Here is a 15,879-nt window from a genome sequence, read left to right on the forward strand (position 1 = left end):
AATACTTGAGGCGATAAATTGACCTTTGTGTTAGGTGAGGAGCAAATGTTAAATTAACATTAAAGTTGCAAAGCACCGATGGTTGATGCAGACAAAAGACATCTATGGCTAACAACTTAGACTACTTGTGAAGACTCAAATCCGCAAATTTTTCTCAAAATTCGTAAGTTGATTTAAATAATAATTAGCAATGATCAATATTTGGCAGTCAACAGCAGTTCGATATGAGCGAATTTTATTGTATGGGTACTGATTTAAAATTAATACTTATTAAAAGTATCTGTATATTTTTTAAATAAATAAGATGTAAAGTATGTAGTATTTAAAAAGACTTTGGTTTTTGTATAAAAACTATCTATATCTATCTGTGAAAAAGGTTATTATTTAAAAATAATCTACAACTTATAGTGCCATTCTTTCTTAAGTTAAGTTGTAGATTGTTCTTAGTATTCACTGTTAACACTCAGCATTTAACAGGCTCTATTCGATAATTGGAAATAACTATTATACTTGTAGTAAAATACGTAGAAATCAAGAGAATACACGTAGATACAGATGATTTAATTCAGTGTTTCATGGCAGATTCTTTATTTATTCCCTACCAGCAGTTTACAAAAACTTTAAACTTCAGGAGTTTAGTGTGAAAAAGATGGAAGGGGAAATTGCGCCTATCTTGTTCGGTTATACGACTGTTATTAGGGCATAAATGACTATAACCTCATAGGTAGTAGAGAAATTTTGTTTTTCCCAAGCTGCTAGTCGCTCTCTAATTAAGGGGTGAAGTTTTGTGTACCAATGGATCTTGCCAAGTCTGAGTGAAGTTTTAGCTGAAAGTCAAGCAATAGTGACTGAATGCTCTCCAACCAAAGCAGAGCAACAGTGGCGGATGAGTCTAGCTGCAACAGAAAATCTGCTTATTAACACTTTAGCTGCTGTTGATTCTGAGGCGCTTCCAGGATTGGTGTTAGCTGCTCCCGCACCCCTATTCAGTCAACCTATCTTGGCTGGGAGCTTACAGACGATTACTTTTACAGCCAAGCCTTTTAATCCTTTGGCTTTGATGCCATTTCAAATGCCAGGCGCGATCGCCTTCACAGAACCAGAAACTACACTTTGTGAATCGGTACTGCCTTTATTACCTGCTGATCCTTTGGCATCTGAGCAATTTTGTTTAGTATTTACAGATAAATTTAGATTAGTTTTAGTTCTTGCTACACATAAAGATGGCACAAAAACTTTTTCATTTTCCTTTGAGCCAGAGATAGTTCAACAAGCGTGGCGATCGCTCGGCGCAAGGGTAATGCTAACTAATCCTGACTCTTACGCCGAGTTGGATGCTTTAGTACAAAAATATCCATTTATTGCACCAGATTACCGTACAGTAATTCAGTTTAGCCAATTTTTACTTCAAGAATTACCGGAAGAAGAGGCTAACAACTGGGGATTAGGAAGAAACAGGGGAGTAGAAGCACAAGAATGCAGAGCAGAAGAAATACTCTATCCTCAATGTCCTCTACCTAACCCCCAATATCAAATACCTAATTCCTCATCAATTAAGCCAGATGTAGAACTGTTACAAGCTTTTGCTCATGAAGTGCGTACACCTTTAACTACTATTCGCACCATGACTCGCCTGTTACTGAAGCGGCGTGATTTACCTGCGAATGTAATCCATCGCTTAGAAATTATCGATCATGAGTGTACTGAGCAGATTGATCGCATGGAGTTGTTATTTAAAGCAGCAGAACTAGAAACTTCTAACTCTGGGAAATCTGGGCATACTCATCTAACAGCGATGGCTTTAGACCAAGTATTACAACAGAGTATACCCCGATGGCAGCAAGCCGCAGAACGACGTAACTTGACTTTAGATGTGGTATTACCCCAACAATTACCGACTGTGGTAAGCAACCCTAATATGCTGGATCGGGTACTTACTGGCTTGATGGAGAATTTCACCCGCAGTTTACCAGCCGGAAGCCATATCCAAGTACAGGTAATTCCCGCCGGGGATCAACTCAAGCTACAGTTATCTCCCCAAACTCTCTGTCCAGAGACAAATAAAACGACTGCACCAGCCACACCACCAATTCGCAAAGCCTTGGGACAGTTACTCATGTTCCAACCAGAAACAGGAACAATCAGCTTGAACATTGCCGCAACCAAGCATCTATTCCAAGCGATCGGCGGTAAGTTAATTGTCCGCCAACGTCCCCAATACGGTGAAGTTCTCACTATCTTCCTACCCCTGGAAGTAAGTAACAAAAAGGACTTAACCCTAACTAAATGAGGGAGTAGGGAGTAATCAATTCAAAATTCAAAATTCAAAATTAAGGAGTTTTGCTTTTTGACTGTTGACTATGGACTAATGACTAATGACTATCTCTGATGAAACTCCACTTCGGTTTCTAAAATCTTGATGTCGTAGTTACGAAAGAAGTCATGGCCTAGTAAACCGAACTCGGCTTTTGGTGCGATCGCTACTTCGATATTTTTGGCTATAGCTCCACCGGCTGCCATTGATGTTACTTTACTGGTGGAAAACTCTACTTGTGTTCCATCGGCAATTTGTGCCTGCATGATTCCAGTGGGTTGGAGTTGGAGGGCGATCGCTAATTTCAAGGGGATGAGGCTATTGTTCGCACCTGTATCCACAATCATTTCAAAGGTTTTTTTGTTGTTGAAAGTGACATCAATTACAGGAGTTCTGCCCAACCTGCGCTTAATAGGGACACGAAAAACTCTCTCTTCACTATTTTGGATTGCCTTTTTACCACCACATATATTTCTCAAGGAAATAGTTTTCCCTGAGCTATTAATCATAAAACATTCGCCTGGGTCTTGTGCATTTACAGTATGAGCAAATGCTAAAAAAAACAGCGCTGGCATGACAAATATTACAGCTAAGTTAATATTTTTAATGCCGCGCTTCCAAGCGCTTTTCATAATTATATTGTTCTCCGATTTTATAAAATAATTTAATAACAAGTTTTCATCATATAGATAGAAACCTATCTAGAATAAATTTCTGTCAGTGATTATCTAATTAGTCTCTTTCAACAAGATTTATTCTTGCTTACAAGATTATTAATGCTATCTCCGTATAATAATTAATGGTTTATCAATATTTCACAGTAATATATTTATATATGTTACATATATTTACTGACTTATAAATTAAAGATTAGATAAAGACCTAGTAAAACTACGAGTTTCACTTAAATTACCTGCTCAAACATTGATTTTTGCTATCACAGAGTCGGTTCTACTAATATCAAGAAGGTAATTTATGATCAATAGAACATGTCTTACAAGTGGCAACGAGACGATTACCACATCAGTACAGATGTCAATCAGCTAGATGTGGGTGTTGTGCATCAGTTCTTAGCTAGTTCATATTGGGCTAAAGATTTGCCTTTAGAAGTTTTACAGCGATCGCTAAAAAATTCCCTTATATTTGGACTATATAAGGAAAATGAGCAGATTGGCTTGGCTCGTGTCATCACAGATTATGCGACCTTTGCCTATATTGCCGATGTGTTTGTTTTAGCTCCTTATCGTAGGCAAGGTTTAGGTAAGTGGCTAATAGAAACTATTGTTTCCCATCCAGAATTACAAGGGTTACGTCGGTGGTTATTAGCTACAAAAGATGCTCATGAGTTTTACCGTCAATTTGGATTTACTGAACTTAATAATCCTGCTCGTTTTATGGAAAAATGGAACCCTAATATTTATCAACATAACAGAGCAGAGTGAGAAATTATATTTTTTTAGCAATGTGAAACGCTGATAAATATGAGACTTGAATAGTGCTACCGCATTGTTTTTCTAATATTTCCTGCAAACCAGTAAACAGAGAATTTTTCTGCTGTGAATCTAATGCTATGTAAGGCGATAAAGTGCTTAATAGCGTTAAATAATCATTAATGGTATATGTGACTTCACAAGGTAACTGTTCAGACACTAAATATTGAAAACGACCTGAATCAATAACTGCTTGTCCAAACCTTTTGAGTTGTTTTTCTTGAGTTTCTCTCTCTTCATACCTTCCCAAAGCCGGAGCTTGAGTTTGATAGACTTCATGTAGTGCTTGGTAAACCTCATACTCTGGCTGGGGTGTCATATTCCACAGCAAAATCAAATGGCGATTATCTTTTAAAGCATCAGCAGCTTTGGAGTAGCCAACCTCTGGGGAAACCCAATGAAATGAAGTAGCGGCTAAAACAGCGTCAAATTTCTCAGGTTCTAGCGGCCATTCTTCAAATGAGGTATTGATAATTTTTACCTTTGGATAAGGTTGACAGTTGTGTTGTGCTAATTGACTACTTTTTTGACTTGGTTCTAAACAAACCATCGAAAAGCCTAATTCTGCAAAGGCGGTAGTCGCCGTACCAGGGCCGCATCCTACCTCTAAAATCGTCGCATCTGTTGACAATTGCGCTAACTCTACAGCACGGCTAATAAGTTGTTGAGGATAGCGCGGTCTAGTCTTGTCGTAAGCATCAGCTACATCGTTATACCAATTCTTTCTTTGCTGCGAAGTGTATTTAGTTGCTACTTCGCTATACCAGCTTTTTCTTTGTTCTAAATCTTTCATGATCTGTTTAAAAGCTAGTGCCACTACTTATTACACCACAAAAAGCTACATGTAATACGTAAGAATCTATTTGTGGTGTATGGTTTTATCTTGCAGTATTGAGCTAGAATTTGCACTCAATTTCTCTTTTTCCTTCATGATTAACTAGAACTCCGCCCAAAGACCGAATAGTTTTAGATACTATCTACCAAAACCATCTGTGGGCAATACTCACTCTACAGATTTTGTCATAAGTAGAGCGGAAGAAATCGTGTTATGTTAATTAAAGCTAAGTTTAATTAAATAATCTTGCTGTTTGTGGTTAGAATGAAATAGTAGCTGTTAGTAAACATCATGTCTGTGATGAAAATAAAAGGGTTCATCCTTTACATCAATCAGAACTCCTTTATCGACAGCTTAGGGAATCTTTTTGCCTAAATAATGTAAGTTGCTAGTTATAAATTAAAGGGCTGGTAATAGGTAGTAAGTAAAAATTTCTTCTCACTTAAAAATTACCAATCACCAGTTAACAGTAGAAACTCTAGCCAAATAACTAGCAGCTTGAGTTAAATATAATACATGGGACTCTGCTGGGCGCGTACTTCTCTTTCTTGGCACAAGTCTTGAAGTGTATAACTTCTGAGAACCTCTATAGAAGCAGCGTTGGCTTGATCCCATATTTCAAGAACTAGACTTCGTTCAAGAGTCGGAGGGGAAGAAGTTTCTTTTTCCTTGCGCTCACCTTCTACTAAAGTGACAATTTCTAGTAAGGTGATTTGCCAAGGTTCACGAACTAACACAAAGCCTCCTTTAGAGCCACGTTGACTCTGCACCACACCTGCACGCCGCAGGTTGGTCAAAATTTGTTCTAAATAGCGCTCTGGTATGGGCTGTTTGGCAGTAATTTCACTCATAGTTAGAGGAACTTTTTTACCGTGGTGGCTTGCTAGTTCCAAGAGTGCGAGCAGCGCATATTCCACTTTGGATGATAGATCCAAAAGAGCGTAGTTTTGGCTATTCAAGTTTGTACTCTGTATACTACGGTTTAACGATTGATTTAACGCCATTTTATGCGAAGTTTATTTTTTTTACTGCTGGAATGTGTTAGCATCCCAGTTATCAATATAAAGTTCACAAGTCTATCGACTTACCGTAGATTATCCTACAAAATTCCCTAAATTTGCTTTATTTTTTTACAAAATATTTGGGGAAGAGGGAAGAGGAAGATGAGGGAGTGGGGAGAGATGGGGAAGATGAGGAAGCAGGGGCGCAGGGGAGAAAAAACAAACTGTCAACTGTCAACTGACCAATGACACAATATGCTACTAACTGATTTACGAACTATTTATGAACGTGACCCAGCAGCGCGTAACTGGTTGGAAATTTTGTTCTGCTATCCTGGGTTGCAAGCTTTATTGTTCCATCGTTTGGCGCACTGGCTATATAAGAATAATCTGCCATTTATACCCAGACTGCTTTCTCATATCAGTCGTTTTTTGACGGGAATTGAAATTCATCCAGGAGCAGTCATTGGTAGAGGGGTGTTTATCGACCACGGAATGGGGGTAGTTATTGGTGAAACGGCGATTGTGGGCGATTATGCTTTAATTTATCAAGGTGTGACCTTGGGTGGTACTGGTAAGGAAACTGGTAAGCGCCATCCCACTGTGGGTAGTCATGTGATTGTCGGGGCTGGTGCTAAGGTATTAGGAAATATTACGATTGGCGATCGCGTGCGTATTGGTGCAGGTTCAGTAGTGTTACGAGATGTCCCTAGTGATACTACTGTAGTAGGGATACCTGGACGGGTAATTCGTGAGAACAACTCAACTACAGATGCTCTAGCTCATGGTAAGGTACGCGATGTAGAAGCAGAAGTCATCCGCGCTTTGTTTGAGCGGGTGAAAGCTTTGGAAAAACAACTAGAACACTTAGGAAACCCGTCCTATGATGTCTTATCTTCTTCAGAGGGTGAAGAACTAATTCATAGCGAGAATGGTAATAACTCTGATGCTGTGATTGAAGAGTTTCTAGATGGTGCGGGAATATAGTTATTGGTCATTAGTTATTAGTCCATAGTCATTAGTCCATAATTATTCTCCCTCATCTCCCTCATCTCCCCCATCCCCCCATCTCCAATAATTGTTAACTACCATAACCACAAGTTCTGAGAACCTGATATAAATATACTACGGTTAGTTTATCGGGAAGCAGTATTAAATATAATGGTAACTTTATACTCAGGCATCGCTACTTCTCACAGTAAAAATACTAAACAGTATTTTACACGGCGGACTTTCTTGCCAGAGCAGCACAACAGTTTATGGAAAATTGAAAGTGGTTTTGTCAGGACTTACACTTATTTAGAAAATGGGACAACTGTTGCTTTAGGACTGTGGGGGGCTGGAGCTATTGTTGGCCGAAGTTTGTCAAAATTAGAACCATATCAGATGGAGTGCCTCACAAAAGTAGAAGCGACAATTTTACCCATCAACGAATGGCATAATTCCACGGAGACTCTGCTGGCGCATATTCAACAAGCAGAAGAATTAATGGTTATTCGTAGCTACAAAAAAGTAGATACCATGCTAATCAAACTATTAGCATGGTTATCTAAAAGATTTGGTGCAGAAGTAGAGAAAGGGCGCTTAATAGATATGCGTCTAACTCACGAAGACTTGGCGGAAATGTTAGGTTCCACCAGGGTAACAATTACTCGTATCCTGGGACAATTTGAGCAAGAGGGTTTAATTGATAGACTCTCGCTCCATCGTATAGTCCTGAAAGAAGAGGACATTTGGTACTATGAGATTTAAGTAGTTTAGTAATGCCAACTATCGCCTTCTACATTCGCCTTACCCTCAATCTTAATATTTAGGGCTTCTAGGTACGCAAGCCCACTAGATATTTGTTTGATTGTGCCTTGGAGGGTAAGGTCAAAATTTCCTTCTCCACCTGTATTGTCTCCTAACAAGGCTTGAGTAATGTTAACAACTAAGCCATACATCGAGATGAGTTGAGAAATCACAGGTTCTTTGAGGTAGGTTTTGGGAATATATATTCGCACACGAGTTTGGGTGATTTGTTTTTTTTCGTGTATCGAAGGTACGACAGATAATCTTGGGGGAAATTTGTGTGAAAATTGATTTAATACAGCCATTTTTTAATTAAAATTCAAACATTCAAAAATTAATTCAGCCAAATTGGGAAACCGAGTTTTTCTAAATAGGTCAAGCTGGAGTGGAGTTGTTGGATTTTTCCCCACAGTTCTAAGTCAAACCAGCCATCATTTTTTTGATTTGGTTGTAGTCTAGCACTGATAATATTTACCGTGATTTGATAACGGGAAACTAACTGAGAAATAATAGGTTTTTCGTAATAGTTTTTTAAAATGCACAGTTGCAGGCGTAGTCGATTGGTTTCTTCCTGAGAAATCTGTTGAGGAAATTTTTCTTGCCATTGACTAGATTCTACTGGCTTGTGTTCATCATTAGGGTTGAGGAAGGGGTAAGGAATTTGGTTTAATTGGATATGGTTGGCGATCGCAACTTGCACTACATTCACCCCTAATCCTTGCAAGTACGATAAGCCATTAGTTACCTGTTGGGGTTCTCCCAGAAGATCCAAATCAAACCAGCCTTCGCTTTCAGTTCCCGATACTAAAGATGCAGCCTTGATGTTCACAGTTAACCCATAACGCGAAACTAAACGCGAAATCACAGGTTGTCTATGATACAACTGTGGTACAAGAATGCGGCTATGGACTGGCGCAGGTTTGACCGACTGTCTAGAGGACATAGCTTTAAATTAAACAAAGTTGGTAATTTACAAATCCAGCTATGGTCAGCATCCTAACTTTAGCCAACCTCATTGGATGCAACTGTTTAGCCCAAATTGATTGACATATCATCAGGAGTCTCCTTTTTACATTAAATACGGTTTATCTATCGAATTAATGTATTTAAGACCTATGTAAAGGAGATTGCCATAAAAAATGCAAAAAAACAACACGTAAATCTACGTAAATAATAAATATATTGCAAATATTATACATACACCCATAGATTGAGGGAGTAAAGTGATAAGCATAGCAAAAAGATATGCTTATCTTGTATTGTTAATAGCAGTTTATACATAAGCATCCCATTTAATAAGGGAAATTGTGTGTGTAAACAAGCAATAGACATTAGGCAACAAGGGAATTAGAGGACTATAGAGTCTATACAAAAATTAAATATAAGTTCTGTATGGCTGTTTTTTAATGACAAAAAATGATTTAATAAAACTCTTAGAAATTAATCTATAACTACACACAAATGAAAAAAACTTTTGCGTATACCACAGCATTATTATCTAGTTGCACTTTACTACTGACAGCTTGTGGCGGTGGAACTAGCACAACAACAAATCCGACAAATAACCCTCAAACTAACACAAATACTACAAACGTCGCCACAACGAGCGATACAAATTCTATACCTATTGGTGTTGCTGTAGCGCAAACTAGCAATGTAGCCTTATTAGGACAAGAACAAGTAGCAGGAGCTAAAATTGCTGAAAAGTATTTTAACGATAAAGGTGGAGTTAATGGTACGCCAATTAAGTTAATTTTTCAAGATACGGCTGGTGATGAAGCTGGAACAATTAACGCCTTTCAAACTCTGATAAATAAAGACAAGGTTGTAGGTATTGTAGGGCCTACTTTATCTCAGCAAGCCTTTAGCGCAGATCCCATTGCTGAAAGGGCTAAAATACCAGTAGTGGGGCCTTCCAATACAGCAAAAGGTATCCCAGAAATCGGTGATTACATAGCGCGTGTTTCTGCACCCGTTTCTATCGTTGCACCAAATGCAGTCAAAGCTGCTCTTAAGCAAAATCCTAACATCAAAAGAGTTGCTGTTTTCTTTGCCCAAAATGATGCTTTTAGTAAATCGGAAACAGAAACATTTCAAAAAACAGTTAAGGATCAAGGATTAGAATTAGTAACAGTACAAAAGTTTCAAACTACTGATACTGATTTTCAATCTCAAGCTACTAACGCGATTAATTTAAAACCTGATTTAGTAATTATTTCTGGGTTAGCAGCCGATGGAGGAAACCTAGTCAGACAGTTACGAGAACTGGGTTACAAAGGTATAATAATTGGTGGGAACGGGCTAAATACATCAAATGTCTTTGCTGTTTGTAAAGCGCTTTGTGATGGTGTGTTAATCGCGCAAGCTTACAGCCCAGAATATACAAATGAGGTAAATACCGCTTTCCGCCAAGCCTACGTTGAACAGTATAAGAAAGAACCCCCTCAATTTAGCGCTCAAGCTTTCGCCGCCGTACAAGTTTATGTAGAAGCACTCAAAGCTTTAGACAACAAAAACAAAGTTAATAAAGTACAGTTACCAGAGTTACGAACTCAATTGAACCAACAGTTACTAACAGGTAAATACAGTACACCTCTAGGAGAAATTAGTTTCACACCTGTAGGTGAAATTGTCCAACAAAACTTTTATGTAGCTCAAATTAAAATGGAAAAAGATGGTAGTCAGGGTAAGTTTACATTTTTAAAGTAGGACTGTTGACAGTTGACTAATGACTATGGACTAATGACTAATTAAATGGAGCTATTTCTACAACAATTATTGAATGGGTTGTCTATTGGCAGCGTTTATGCGATTTTTGCGTTAGGTTACACCTTGGTTTATTCCATTTTGGGAATTATTAACTTAGCGCATGGTGCAATTTTTACTGTAGGTGCATATTTTACTTATGCACTCATGGGTGGTACTTTTGGATTTAATGGTTTGTTAGCTAATGCTAGTCTGCCGATTAAATTACCATTTGCGATCGCTCTAATTCTGGGTAGTGGTTTCGCAGGTTTGCTGGGAGTTGCAATGGAAAGGGTGGCTTTTCAACCTTTGCGAAAGAAAGGATCTGACCCTTTGCTAACTGTGGTTTCTAGCTTAGGTGTAGCAGTAGTTATTGTGAACCTAATCCAATATTTAGTAGGCGCAGAAAGTTACACATTCCCAGCCGATACTTTTGGTAATTTACCCCCAGCAATTAACTTCGGCACACAAGAACAACCCATCCCTATTCGTAGTGTACAGGTGATGATTTTTACTGTGTCCGTGATAATTGTAGCAATTCTCACCTTTTTTATTAACCGCACTAAATACGGTAAGGCAATTCAGGCGATCGCAGAAGATGCCACTACTGCTAGTTTATTGGGTATTAATAGCGATCGCTTTATTGTCTTAACTTTCTTCATTAGCAGCTTCCTCGCTGGCTTGGCGGGTACATTAGTCGCCTCTAGTGTGAGTATTGCTGGCCCCTATTTTGGTATCGGCTTCGGGTTGCGGGGTTTAGCAGTAATTGTTTTGGGTGGTTTGGGTAGCATTCCCGGCGCAGTCTTAGGGGGTTTACTCATCGGTATAGTCGAGGCGCTAGTCCCTTCCGATTATTCTGGGTATAAAGATGCTGTAGCTTTTGGCATTTTATTTATCATGCTATTAGTTAGACCCCAAGGTTTACTAGGTCGTCGGTTTATTCAGAAGGTATAGACTATAAAACCATGACAGCAATTACAAAACCAAAACTAACCTTTGATCAGTTTCTTGAAAAATGCCCAGAGAAAGGATTTTATGAGTTAGTAAATGGGGAAATTGTAGAAGTGCGTTCAACCAGAAATCATGATGATGTTGCTAATTTTATTTTGTTTGCTTTTAATGATGAAATTAGGCGGCTAAATCTGAATTATATAGTTAACAATACAGCAGTTTTTAGAACTAAAACTGCTGAGGGTATTGAACAAGGACGCAAACCTGATGCGAGTGTAATAGATAAAGATGTATGGCGTGCTAATCGTTCGGCTTATTCCGCACTTGAAGAACCGATTCAGTTAGCGGTAGAAGTGACATCAACCAATTGGGAAGATGATTATATTGACAAGTTAGATGAATACGAAAGATTAGGTATTCCTGAGTATTGGATTGTGGATTATTTAGCAATTGGGGATAGAAAATATTTAGGTACACCGAAAGAACCAATTGTATTTGTCTATTTACTAAATACAAATGGTAAATATGAACGCACATCTTTTAAAAGTTCTGAGCGCATTATATCAAGAACTTTTCCTGAACTAAAGCTTACAGCAGAACAGGTGTTAACAGCTTAAAATTTCCTAAGCAATTCAAAATGGCTGAATTTCTCTCTACTTATGGTTCTCTAATCGTCTCTATGGTACTAGGGGCATTGCTTGGACTATCGCTTTACTTACCCTTAATGGCTGGGCAATTGTCTTTAGCAAGCCCAGGATTTTACGCTTTAGGTGGTTATATTGCCGCAATTTTATCAACTAAAGTTTTTACATCTAACAGTAATTTATTTCCTATTCATTTACTATTATTGGAAATGTTAATTGCTGCTATAGTCTCCGGTTTGCTGGGGATAATTGTAGGGATTCCGGCTTTACGGTTGCGAGGGATTTATTTAGCGATCGCAACTATCGCTTTTGTGGAAGTTTTGCGGGTTTTAGCCCTCAATTTAGACATTACAGGCGGTGCTGTAGGTATTTTTGGTATTCCTCAACCCTTTGCCACACCATTAGAATATTTATGGATTGCTCTACCCTTACTATTAATTAGTATGGTGCTATTTTATCGGTTAGAACGGGTGCGAGTCGGTAGGGCATTAACTGCCATCCGTGAAGATGAATTAGCCGCAGGGGCGATGGGAATTAACCCCACTTACTACAAAGTTTTAGCATTTACTTTAGGGGCAATGTTAGCTGGGATTGTTGGTGTTATTAGCGCCCACTTTCTTAATACTTGGAATGCCAGACAAGGAACATTTGATGCTAGTATTATCTACTTAACTTTCGTGTTAATTGGTGGTTCGAGAACTTTCTTAGGTTCTGTTGTTGGTGGTATGGTATTTACAGCTTTACCGGAAATTTTACGCGGACTGGCTGATACAGGTGGTTTTCCTACATGGTTGGCGCAATTCTTGCGAGATGGGAGGTTAATTATTTTTGGCTTGTTAATAGTGATAGGTACTATTTTCTTCCCGCAAGGGTTAGTGACTCCAGATGTTTTTAAATTAGGTAAATCTAAAAATAAATGAGCCTGGATAAAAGTAAAGTTATTTTAGAAGCAAAGTCACTCACTCGCCGCTTTGGTGGTTTAGTAGCGGTGAATAATATATCTTTTAGCGTTAATCAACATGAAATTTTTGGGCTGATAGGGCCTAATGGTGCGGGAAAAACTACACTGTTTAATTTAATTACCGCTTTGATACCACCTTCTAGTGGAGAATTAATATATCAAGGTCAGGCGATCGCGCAACTACGTCCTCATCAAATTGCTAGTTTGGGTATCGCGCGGACATTCCAAAATATTCGCCTATTTGGGGAATTGTCAGCACTGGAAAATGTGATAATTGCCCGTCATTTACATACTAAAAGTACTTTGTTGACAGGTGTTTTAGGATTACCACCAGCACCGCAAGAAGAAGCGCAGAGTAGACAGAAAGCTTTAGAATTGTTAGATATGGTGGGGTTAAGCGATCGCGCTGAGGAAAAATCCCGAAATTTTGCCTATGGTGATCAACGTCGCTTAGAAATTGCCCGTGCATTAGCCTTACAACCGCAAATATTACTACTCGATGAACCTGCGGCGGGGATGAATCCTAGTGAAAAGAAACAATTGAGTGATTTTATTCGTAATTTACGCGATCGCTTCAATTTAACGATCATCTTAATTGAGCATCACGTACCCTTAGTTATGGGTTTGTGTGACAGAATTGCAGTTTTAGATTTTGGGCAATTAATCGCCTTGGGTAAACCGTCTGAAGTGCGGAATAACCCGGCTGTGATTGAAGCTTATTTAGGAAATGAGTGATTAGTTATAAGATTGTAAGAACTCGTCTAATGAGTTAACGGCGATCGCATTATCCATTAGGCTTTCTAATTTCTCCACACTCTCACCCTCAAGCCTTACTACTAATTCCTGGGGAATTTCTCCAAAGCGCCTTTGTAACAGCCTGATTAATTGCCGTTGCATACCCTGCTGGATTCCTTGCTGTATTCCTTGCTGTATTCCCTGGTGTAAACCAATCTTCTCACCTTCAGCAAGGATTTCTTGATACCAAGGCGATTCTCGCAATACTGCCATATCCCACCTCATAATCTGCTGTACTAAACGACTCTCTAACACAAAGCTAGCAAAAAATGCCAGCAATGATTCTAACTGGTTTAACTGCGGATCTGCTCGTAGTAGTTGTAATGCACGTTGGACAACTGCTGTCTCACCGCCTCCTCGCAAAATAGGGACAAATGGAAGTAAGGAAGGGAGGGGTTGCTGAAATACTATCTCCGCGTCTACTTCCCACAAATTAATTACCCGGTAATCTTGAATTGCACGCAAGCCTAAAAATTCCTGTTCGTAACTATTGACAACAGTTACCGTTGATGGTGGTGGTAAAATGTTGATAAGTACAGGGTAAGTTGGCAGTTTATACCGTTCTTGTGCTAAGGCTGCATAAGCTCTCATACGTAGCGGCATATCTATTGTATAACGCAACTGCAATTCGTTGAGTACGAGAAAATCCCCAAGGGTGGGGCTGTAGGCTTTGACGAGAACGTCTGTTTCTCGGCTTATCCATTGAAACTCGGAACCAAGAATTTCCTTTGCTGTAACTTCAGGGCGCTGAGTTACCCATTGCACCCATTCATCAGGCGCTAGGCTGATCAGTCGTTTGCTACCGCTATCTGCTGCTTTTGCCACAAGAGATTTAATACAAATTTCCGTAATTAATAATACACTTTTAAGACTGTATGCTGTTCCCTGCTATAAGTCTTTGGGATTGAGGTATGTTAGTTGTTGTTTGAACATTTAAGATTTATGGATTGAAACCGCCGATGCACGCCGATGAACGCCGATATGAAGATGGACAGGATTTTACAATTTTAGATGTTCAGGAGCTTGATGTTAATTATGGTGGTATTCAAGCTCTAAAGAAGATGAATTTAACTATTAAAAGAGGTGAGGTTGTTACTTTAATCGGTGCTAATGGTGCAGGGAAAAGTACGACACTCAGGGCAATATCTAAGTTAGTTAATCCTAAAAGTGGGCAGATTATTTACAATGGGCGAAGTGTTACTCGCCGTCTACCCCATGAGGTGGTGCAGCTTGGAATTGCCCATTGTCCAGAAGGGCGGCGGGTATTGGCAAGGCAAACTGTTTTAGATAATTTACTTTTAGGTGCTTATATTCGCTCGAATCAAGCAGAAATTAAAGCTGATATTAAACGACAGTTTGAGTTATTTCCTAGATTGGCACAAAGGCAAAATCAACTAGCAGGAACTCTCAGTGGTGGTGAACAGCAAATGTTGGCGATCGCTCGTGCTTTAATGAGTAGACCACAACTGCTACTCTTAGATGAGCCTAGTTTGGGTTTAGCACCCGCAATTGTGAGGGAAATATTCTCAATTATCCAAAATCTCCGCGCTACTGGGGTAACTATTTTACTAGTTGAACAAAATGCCAATTTAGCTCTCCAAATTGCAGATAGAGGATATGTTTTAGAAGCTGGTTCTATTACCCTGAGTGGTGCAGCTTCTAACTTAATTAATGATGAGCGCGTGAAAAAAGCTTATTTAGGCTAAATGTATTGGTAAATTAACTTAAAAATAAAATCCCCCTCTATGGCACAAGGGGGATGATGGCAAAATGGTCAGAGAAAATTCAAAACTTTATTTGTTAATTGTCAGTTGTTTTTTGATTTGATTTAAGACTTACCTTGTCGCGGTGTGGGAGGTTTTTACATATCTAAAACCCTAACTATTAACAACTGGCATTTATCCAAATTTCCCGGCGTTTTGGTCTGGATCGTAATCTCGTACCCAGAAAATCGCGGCGTGGGCGAATGCACCAATCATCAAGAAGCTGGCGATGTATTGGTAGTGGGTGTACAGTGCTGCTTGGGTTGTGTAGTCTTTACCCATGAACGCATAAGGTACTAAAGAGTACATATGCTGTGCTACTAGAGAAGCAGGCGTTCCTAAAGCAGCTAGGTGAATACTTAATTGGAAGTGTAGAGAGTTGTTGTATGTATCGTATAGACCTTGGTGGGGCAGGTTGAATTGACCTTCGGTACGAACACCAAAGAAGTTCTTAGCATTCAGCATTTCTTTAATGCTGTGACCGATACTAAAGTTAGTCCGATACTGGTGTCCAGCGATAATGAATATGACTGCGATCTCCAAATGGTGATGCGCCATATCAGTCAACCACTAAGTTCGGTCGGAGAAT

The 15,879-nt window shown here is 39.1% G+C and carries 16 protein-coding genes and 1 pseudogene; 10 read left to right on the forward strand and 7 right to left on the reverse strand.

Going from position 1 to position 15,879, the window contains the following annotated elements; genetic code table 11:
• Positions 1-787: 787 nt before the first annotated feature.
• Positions 788-2,290 carry a sensor histidine kinase gene (locus NSMS1_RS27305; RefSeq protein ID WP_224087771.1) on the forward strand — a complete coding sequence of 501 codons (1,503 nt, stop codon included), beginning with the start codon at positions 788-790 and terminating at the stop codon, positions 2,288-2,290.
• An 89-nt stretch (positions 2,291-2,379) separates the two neighbouring features.
• Here NSMS1_RS27305 and NSMS1_RS27310 read toward each other — a convergent pair whose 3' ends face one another.
• Positions 2,380-2,946, reverse strand: coding sequence for a TIGR02281 family clan AA aspartic protease (locus NSMS1_RS27310; protein WP_224087772.1), 567 nt, complete (start codon positions 2,944-2,946; stop codon positions 2,380-2,382).
• Positions 2,947-3,303: 357 nt separating this feature from the next.
• On the opposite strand from NSMS1_RS27310, the gene NSMS1_RS27315 reads away from it, so the two are divergent.
• The gene (locus tag NSMS1_RS27315) at positions 3,304-3,756 is read left to right on the forward strand and encodes a GNAT family N-acetyltransferase (RefSeq protein WP_224087773.1); all 453 of its coding nucleotides are present in this window, start codon (positions 3,304-3,306) and stop codon (positions 3,754-3,756) included.
• A gap of 4 nt (positions 3,757-3,760) precedes the next feature.
• Here the strand turns inward: NSMS1_RS27315 and NSMS1_RS27320 are convergent, their stop codons facing one another.
• Together NSMS1_RS27320 and NSMS1_RS27325 are read right to left on the reverse strand one after the other, a co-directional pair.
• Entirely contained in the window at positions 3,761-4,597 is an 837-nt protein-coding gene (locus NSMS1_RS27320; protein ID WP_224087774.1) for a class I SAM-dependent methyltransferase, read from the reverse strand.
• A 545-nt stretch (positions 4,598-5,142) separates the two neighbouring features.
• On the reverse strand, positions 5,143-5,643 hold the full coding sequence (locus tag NSMS1_RS27325) for an RrF2 family transcriptional regulator (RefSeq protein ID WP_224087778.1): 501 nt from the start codon (positions 5,641-5,643) through the stop codon (positions 5,143-5,145).
• Positions 5,644-5,895: 252 nt separating this feature from the next.
• On the opposite strand from NSMS1_RS27325, the gene cysE reads away from it, so the two are divergent.
• Both cysE and NSMS1_RS27335 read left to right on the forward strand, forming a co-directional pair.
• On the forward strand, positions 5,896-6,627 hold the full coding sequence (gene cysE, locus NSMS1_RS27330; RefSeq protein WP_224087780.1) for a serine O-acetyltransferase: 732 nt from the start codon (positions 5,896-5,898) through the stop codon (positions 6,625-6,627).
• A gap of 174 nt (positions 6,628-6,801) precedes the next feature.
• Positions 6,802-7,392: a Crp/Fnr family transcriptional regulator gene (locus tag NSMS1_RS27335; RefSeq protein ID WP_224087781.1), complete on the forward strand. Its 591-nt coding sequence runs from the start codon at positions 6,802-6,804 to the stop codon at positions 7,390-7,392.
• Positions 7,393-7,397: 5 nt separating this feature from the next.
• On the opposite strand, the gene NSMS1_RS27340 is transcribed toward NSMS1_RS27335, so the two are convergent.
• A complete protein-coding gene (locus NSMS1_RS27340) occupies positions 7,398-7,736 on the reverse strand; it encodes an NIL domain-containing protein (RefSeq protein WP_224087783.1) in 339 nt (112 codons plus the stop codon).
• A gap of 29 nt (positions 7,737-7,765) precedes the next feature.
• On the reverse strand, positions 7,766-8,374 hold the full coding sequence (locus tag NSMS1_RS27345; RefSeq protein WP_224087786.1) for an NIL domain-containing protein: 609 nt from the start codon (positions 8,372-8,374) through the stop codon (positions 7,766-7,768).
• A 518-nt stretch (positions 8,375-8,892) separates the two neighbouring features.
• On the opposite strand from NSMS1_RS27345, the gene NSMS1_RS27350 reads away from it, so the two are divergent.
• From NSMS1_RS27350 to NSMS1_RS27370, 5 genes are read left to right on the forward strand one after another with little or no spacing between them, the layout of a single operon-like run.
• Positions 8,893-10,140 (forward strand): ABC transporter substrate-binding protein, encoded by a 1,248-nt coding sequence (locus tag NSMS1_RS27350; RefSeq protein WP_224087787.1) that lies wholly within the window; start codon positions 8,893-8,895, stop codon positions 10,138-10,140.
• A gap of 45 nt (positions 10,141-10,185) precedes the next feature.
• The gene (locus NSMS1_RS27355) at positions 10,186-11,130 is read left to right on the forward strand and encodes a branched-chain amino acid ABC transporter permease (protein WP_224087788.1); all 945 of its coding nucleotides are present in this window, start codon (positions 10,186-10,188) and stop codon (positions 11,128-11,130) included.
• An 11-nt stretch (positions 11,131-11,141) separates the two neighbouring features.
• Positions 11,142-11,744, forward strand: coding sequence for a Uma2 family endonuclease (locus NSMS1_RS27360; protein WP_224087790.1), 603 nt, complete (start codon positions 11,142-11,144; stop codon positions 11,742-11,744).
• 20 nt (positions 11,745-11,764) lie between these two features.
• The gene (locus NSMS1_RS27365; RefSeq protein WP_224087791.1) at positions 11,765-12,691 is read left to right on the forward strand and encodes a branched-chain amino acid ABC transporter permease; all 927 of its coding nucleotides are present in this window, start codon (positions 11,765-11,767) and stop codon (positions 12,689-12,691) included.
• On the forward strand, positions 12,688-13,467 hold the full coding sequence (locus NSMS1_RS27370; protein WP_224087792.1) for an ABC transporter ATP-binding protein: 780 nt from the start codon (positions 12,688-12,690) through the stop codon (positions 13,465-13,467). The genes NSMS1_RS27365 and NSMS1_RS27370 overlap by 4 nt, the downstream gene beginning before the upstream one ends.
• Here the strand turns inward: NSMS1_RS27370 and NSMS1_RS27375 are convergent, their stop codons facing one another.
• Positions 13,468-14,352 (reverse strand): Rpn family recombination-promoting nuclease/putative transposase, encoded by an 885-nt coding sequence (locus tag NSMS1_RS27375; RefSeq protein ID WP_224087793.1) that lies wholly within the window; start codon positions 14,350-14,352, stop codon positions 13,468-13,470. It lies immediately after the preceding gene.
• Between the two features lie 134 nt (positions 14,353-14,486).
• Here NSMS1_RS27375 and NSMS1_RS27380 point away from each other — a divergent pair, with 134 nt between their 5' ends.
• Positions 14,487-15,233, forward strand: coding sequence for an ABC transporter ATP-binding protein (locus NSMS1_RS27380; RefSeq protein WP_224087794.1), 747 nt, complete (start codon positions 14,487-14,489; stop codon positions 15,231-15,233).
• A 204-nt stretch (positions 15,234-15,437) separates the two neighbouring features.
• Here NSMS1_RS27380 and psaB read toward each other — a convergent pair.
• Positions 15,438-15,860 (reverse strand): annotated as a pseudogene (gene psaB, locus NSMS1_RS27385) (photosystem I chlorophyll a apoprotein A2); the annotation flags it as partial.
• Between the last annotated feature and the right edge of the window lie 19 nt (positions 15,861-15,879).

Origin of the sequence: Nostoc sp. MS1 (assembly GCF_019976755.1) — a bacterium.
Classification (GTDB): Bacteria; Cyanobacteriota; Cyanobacteriia; order Cyanobacteriales; family Nostocaceae; genus Trichormus.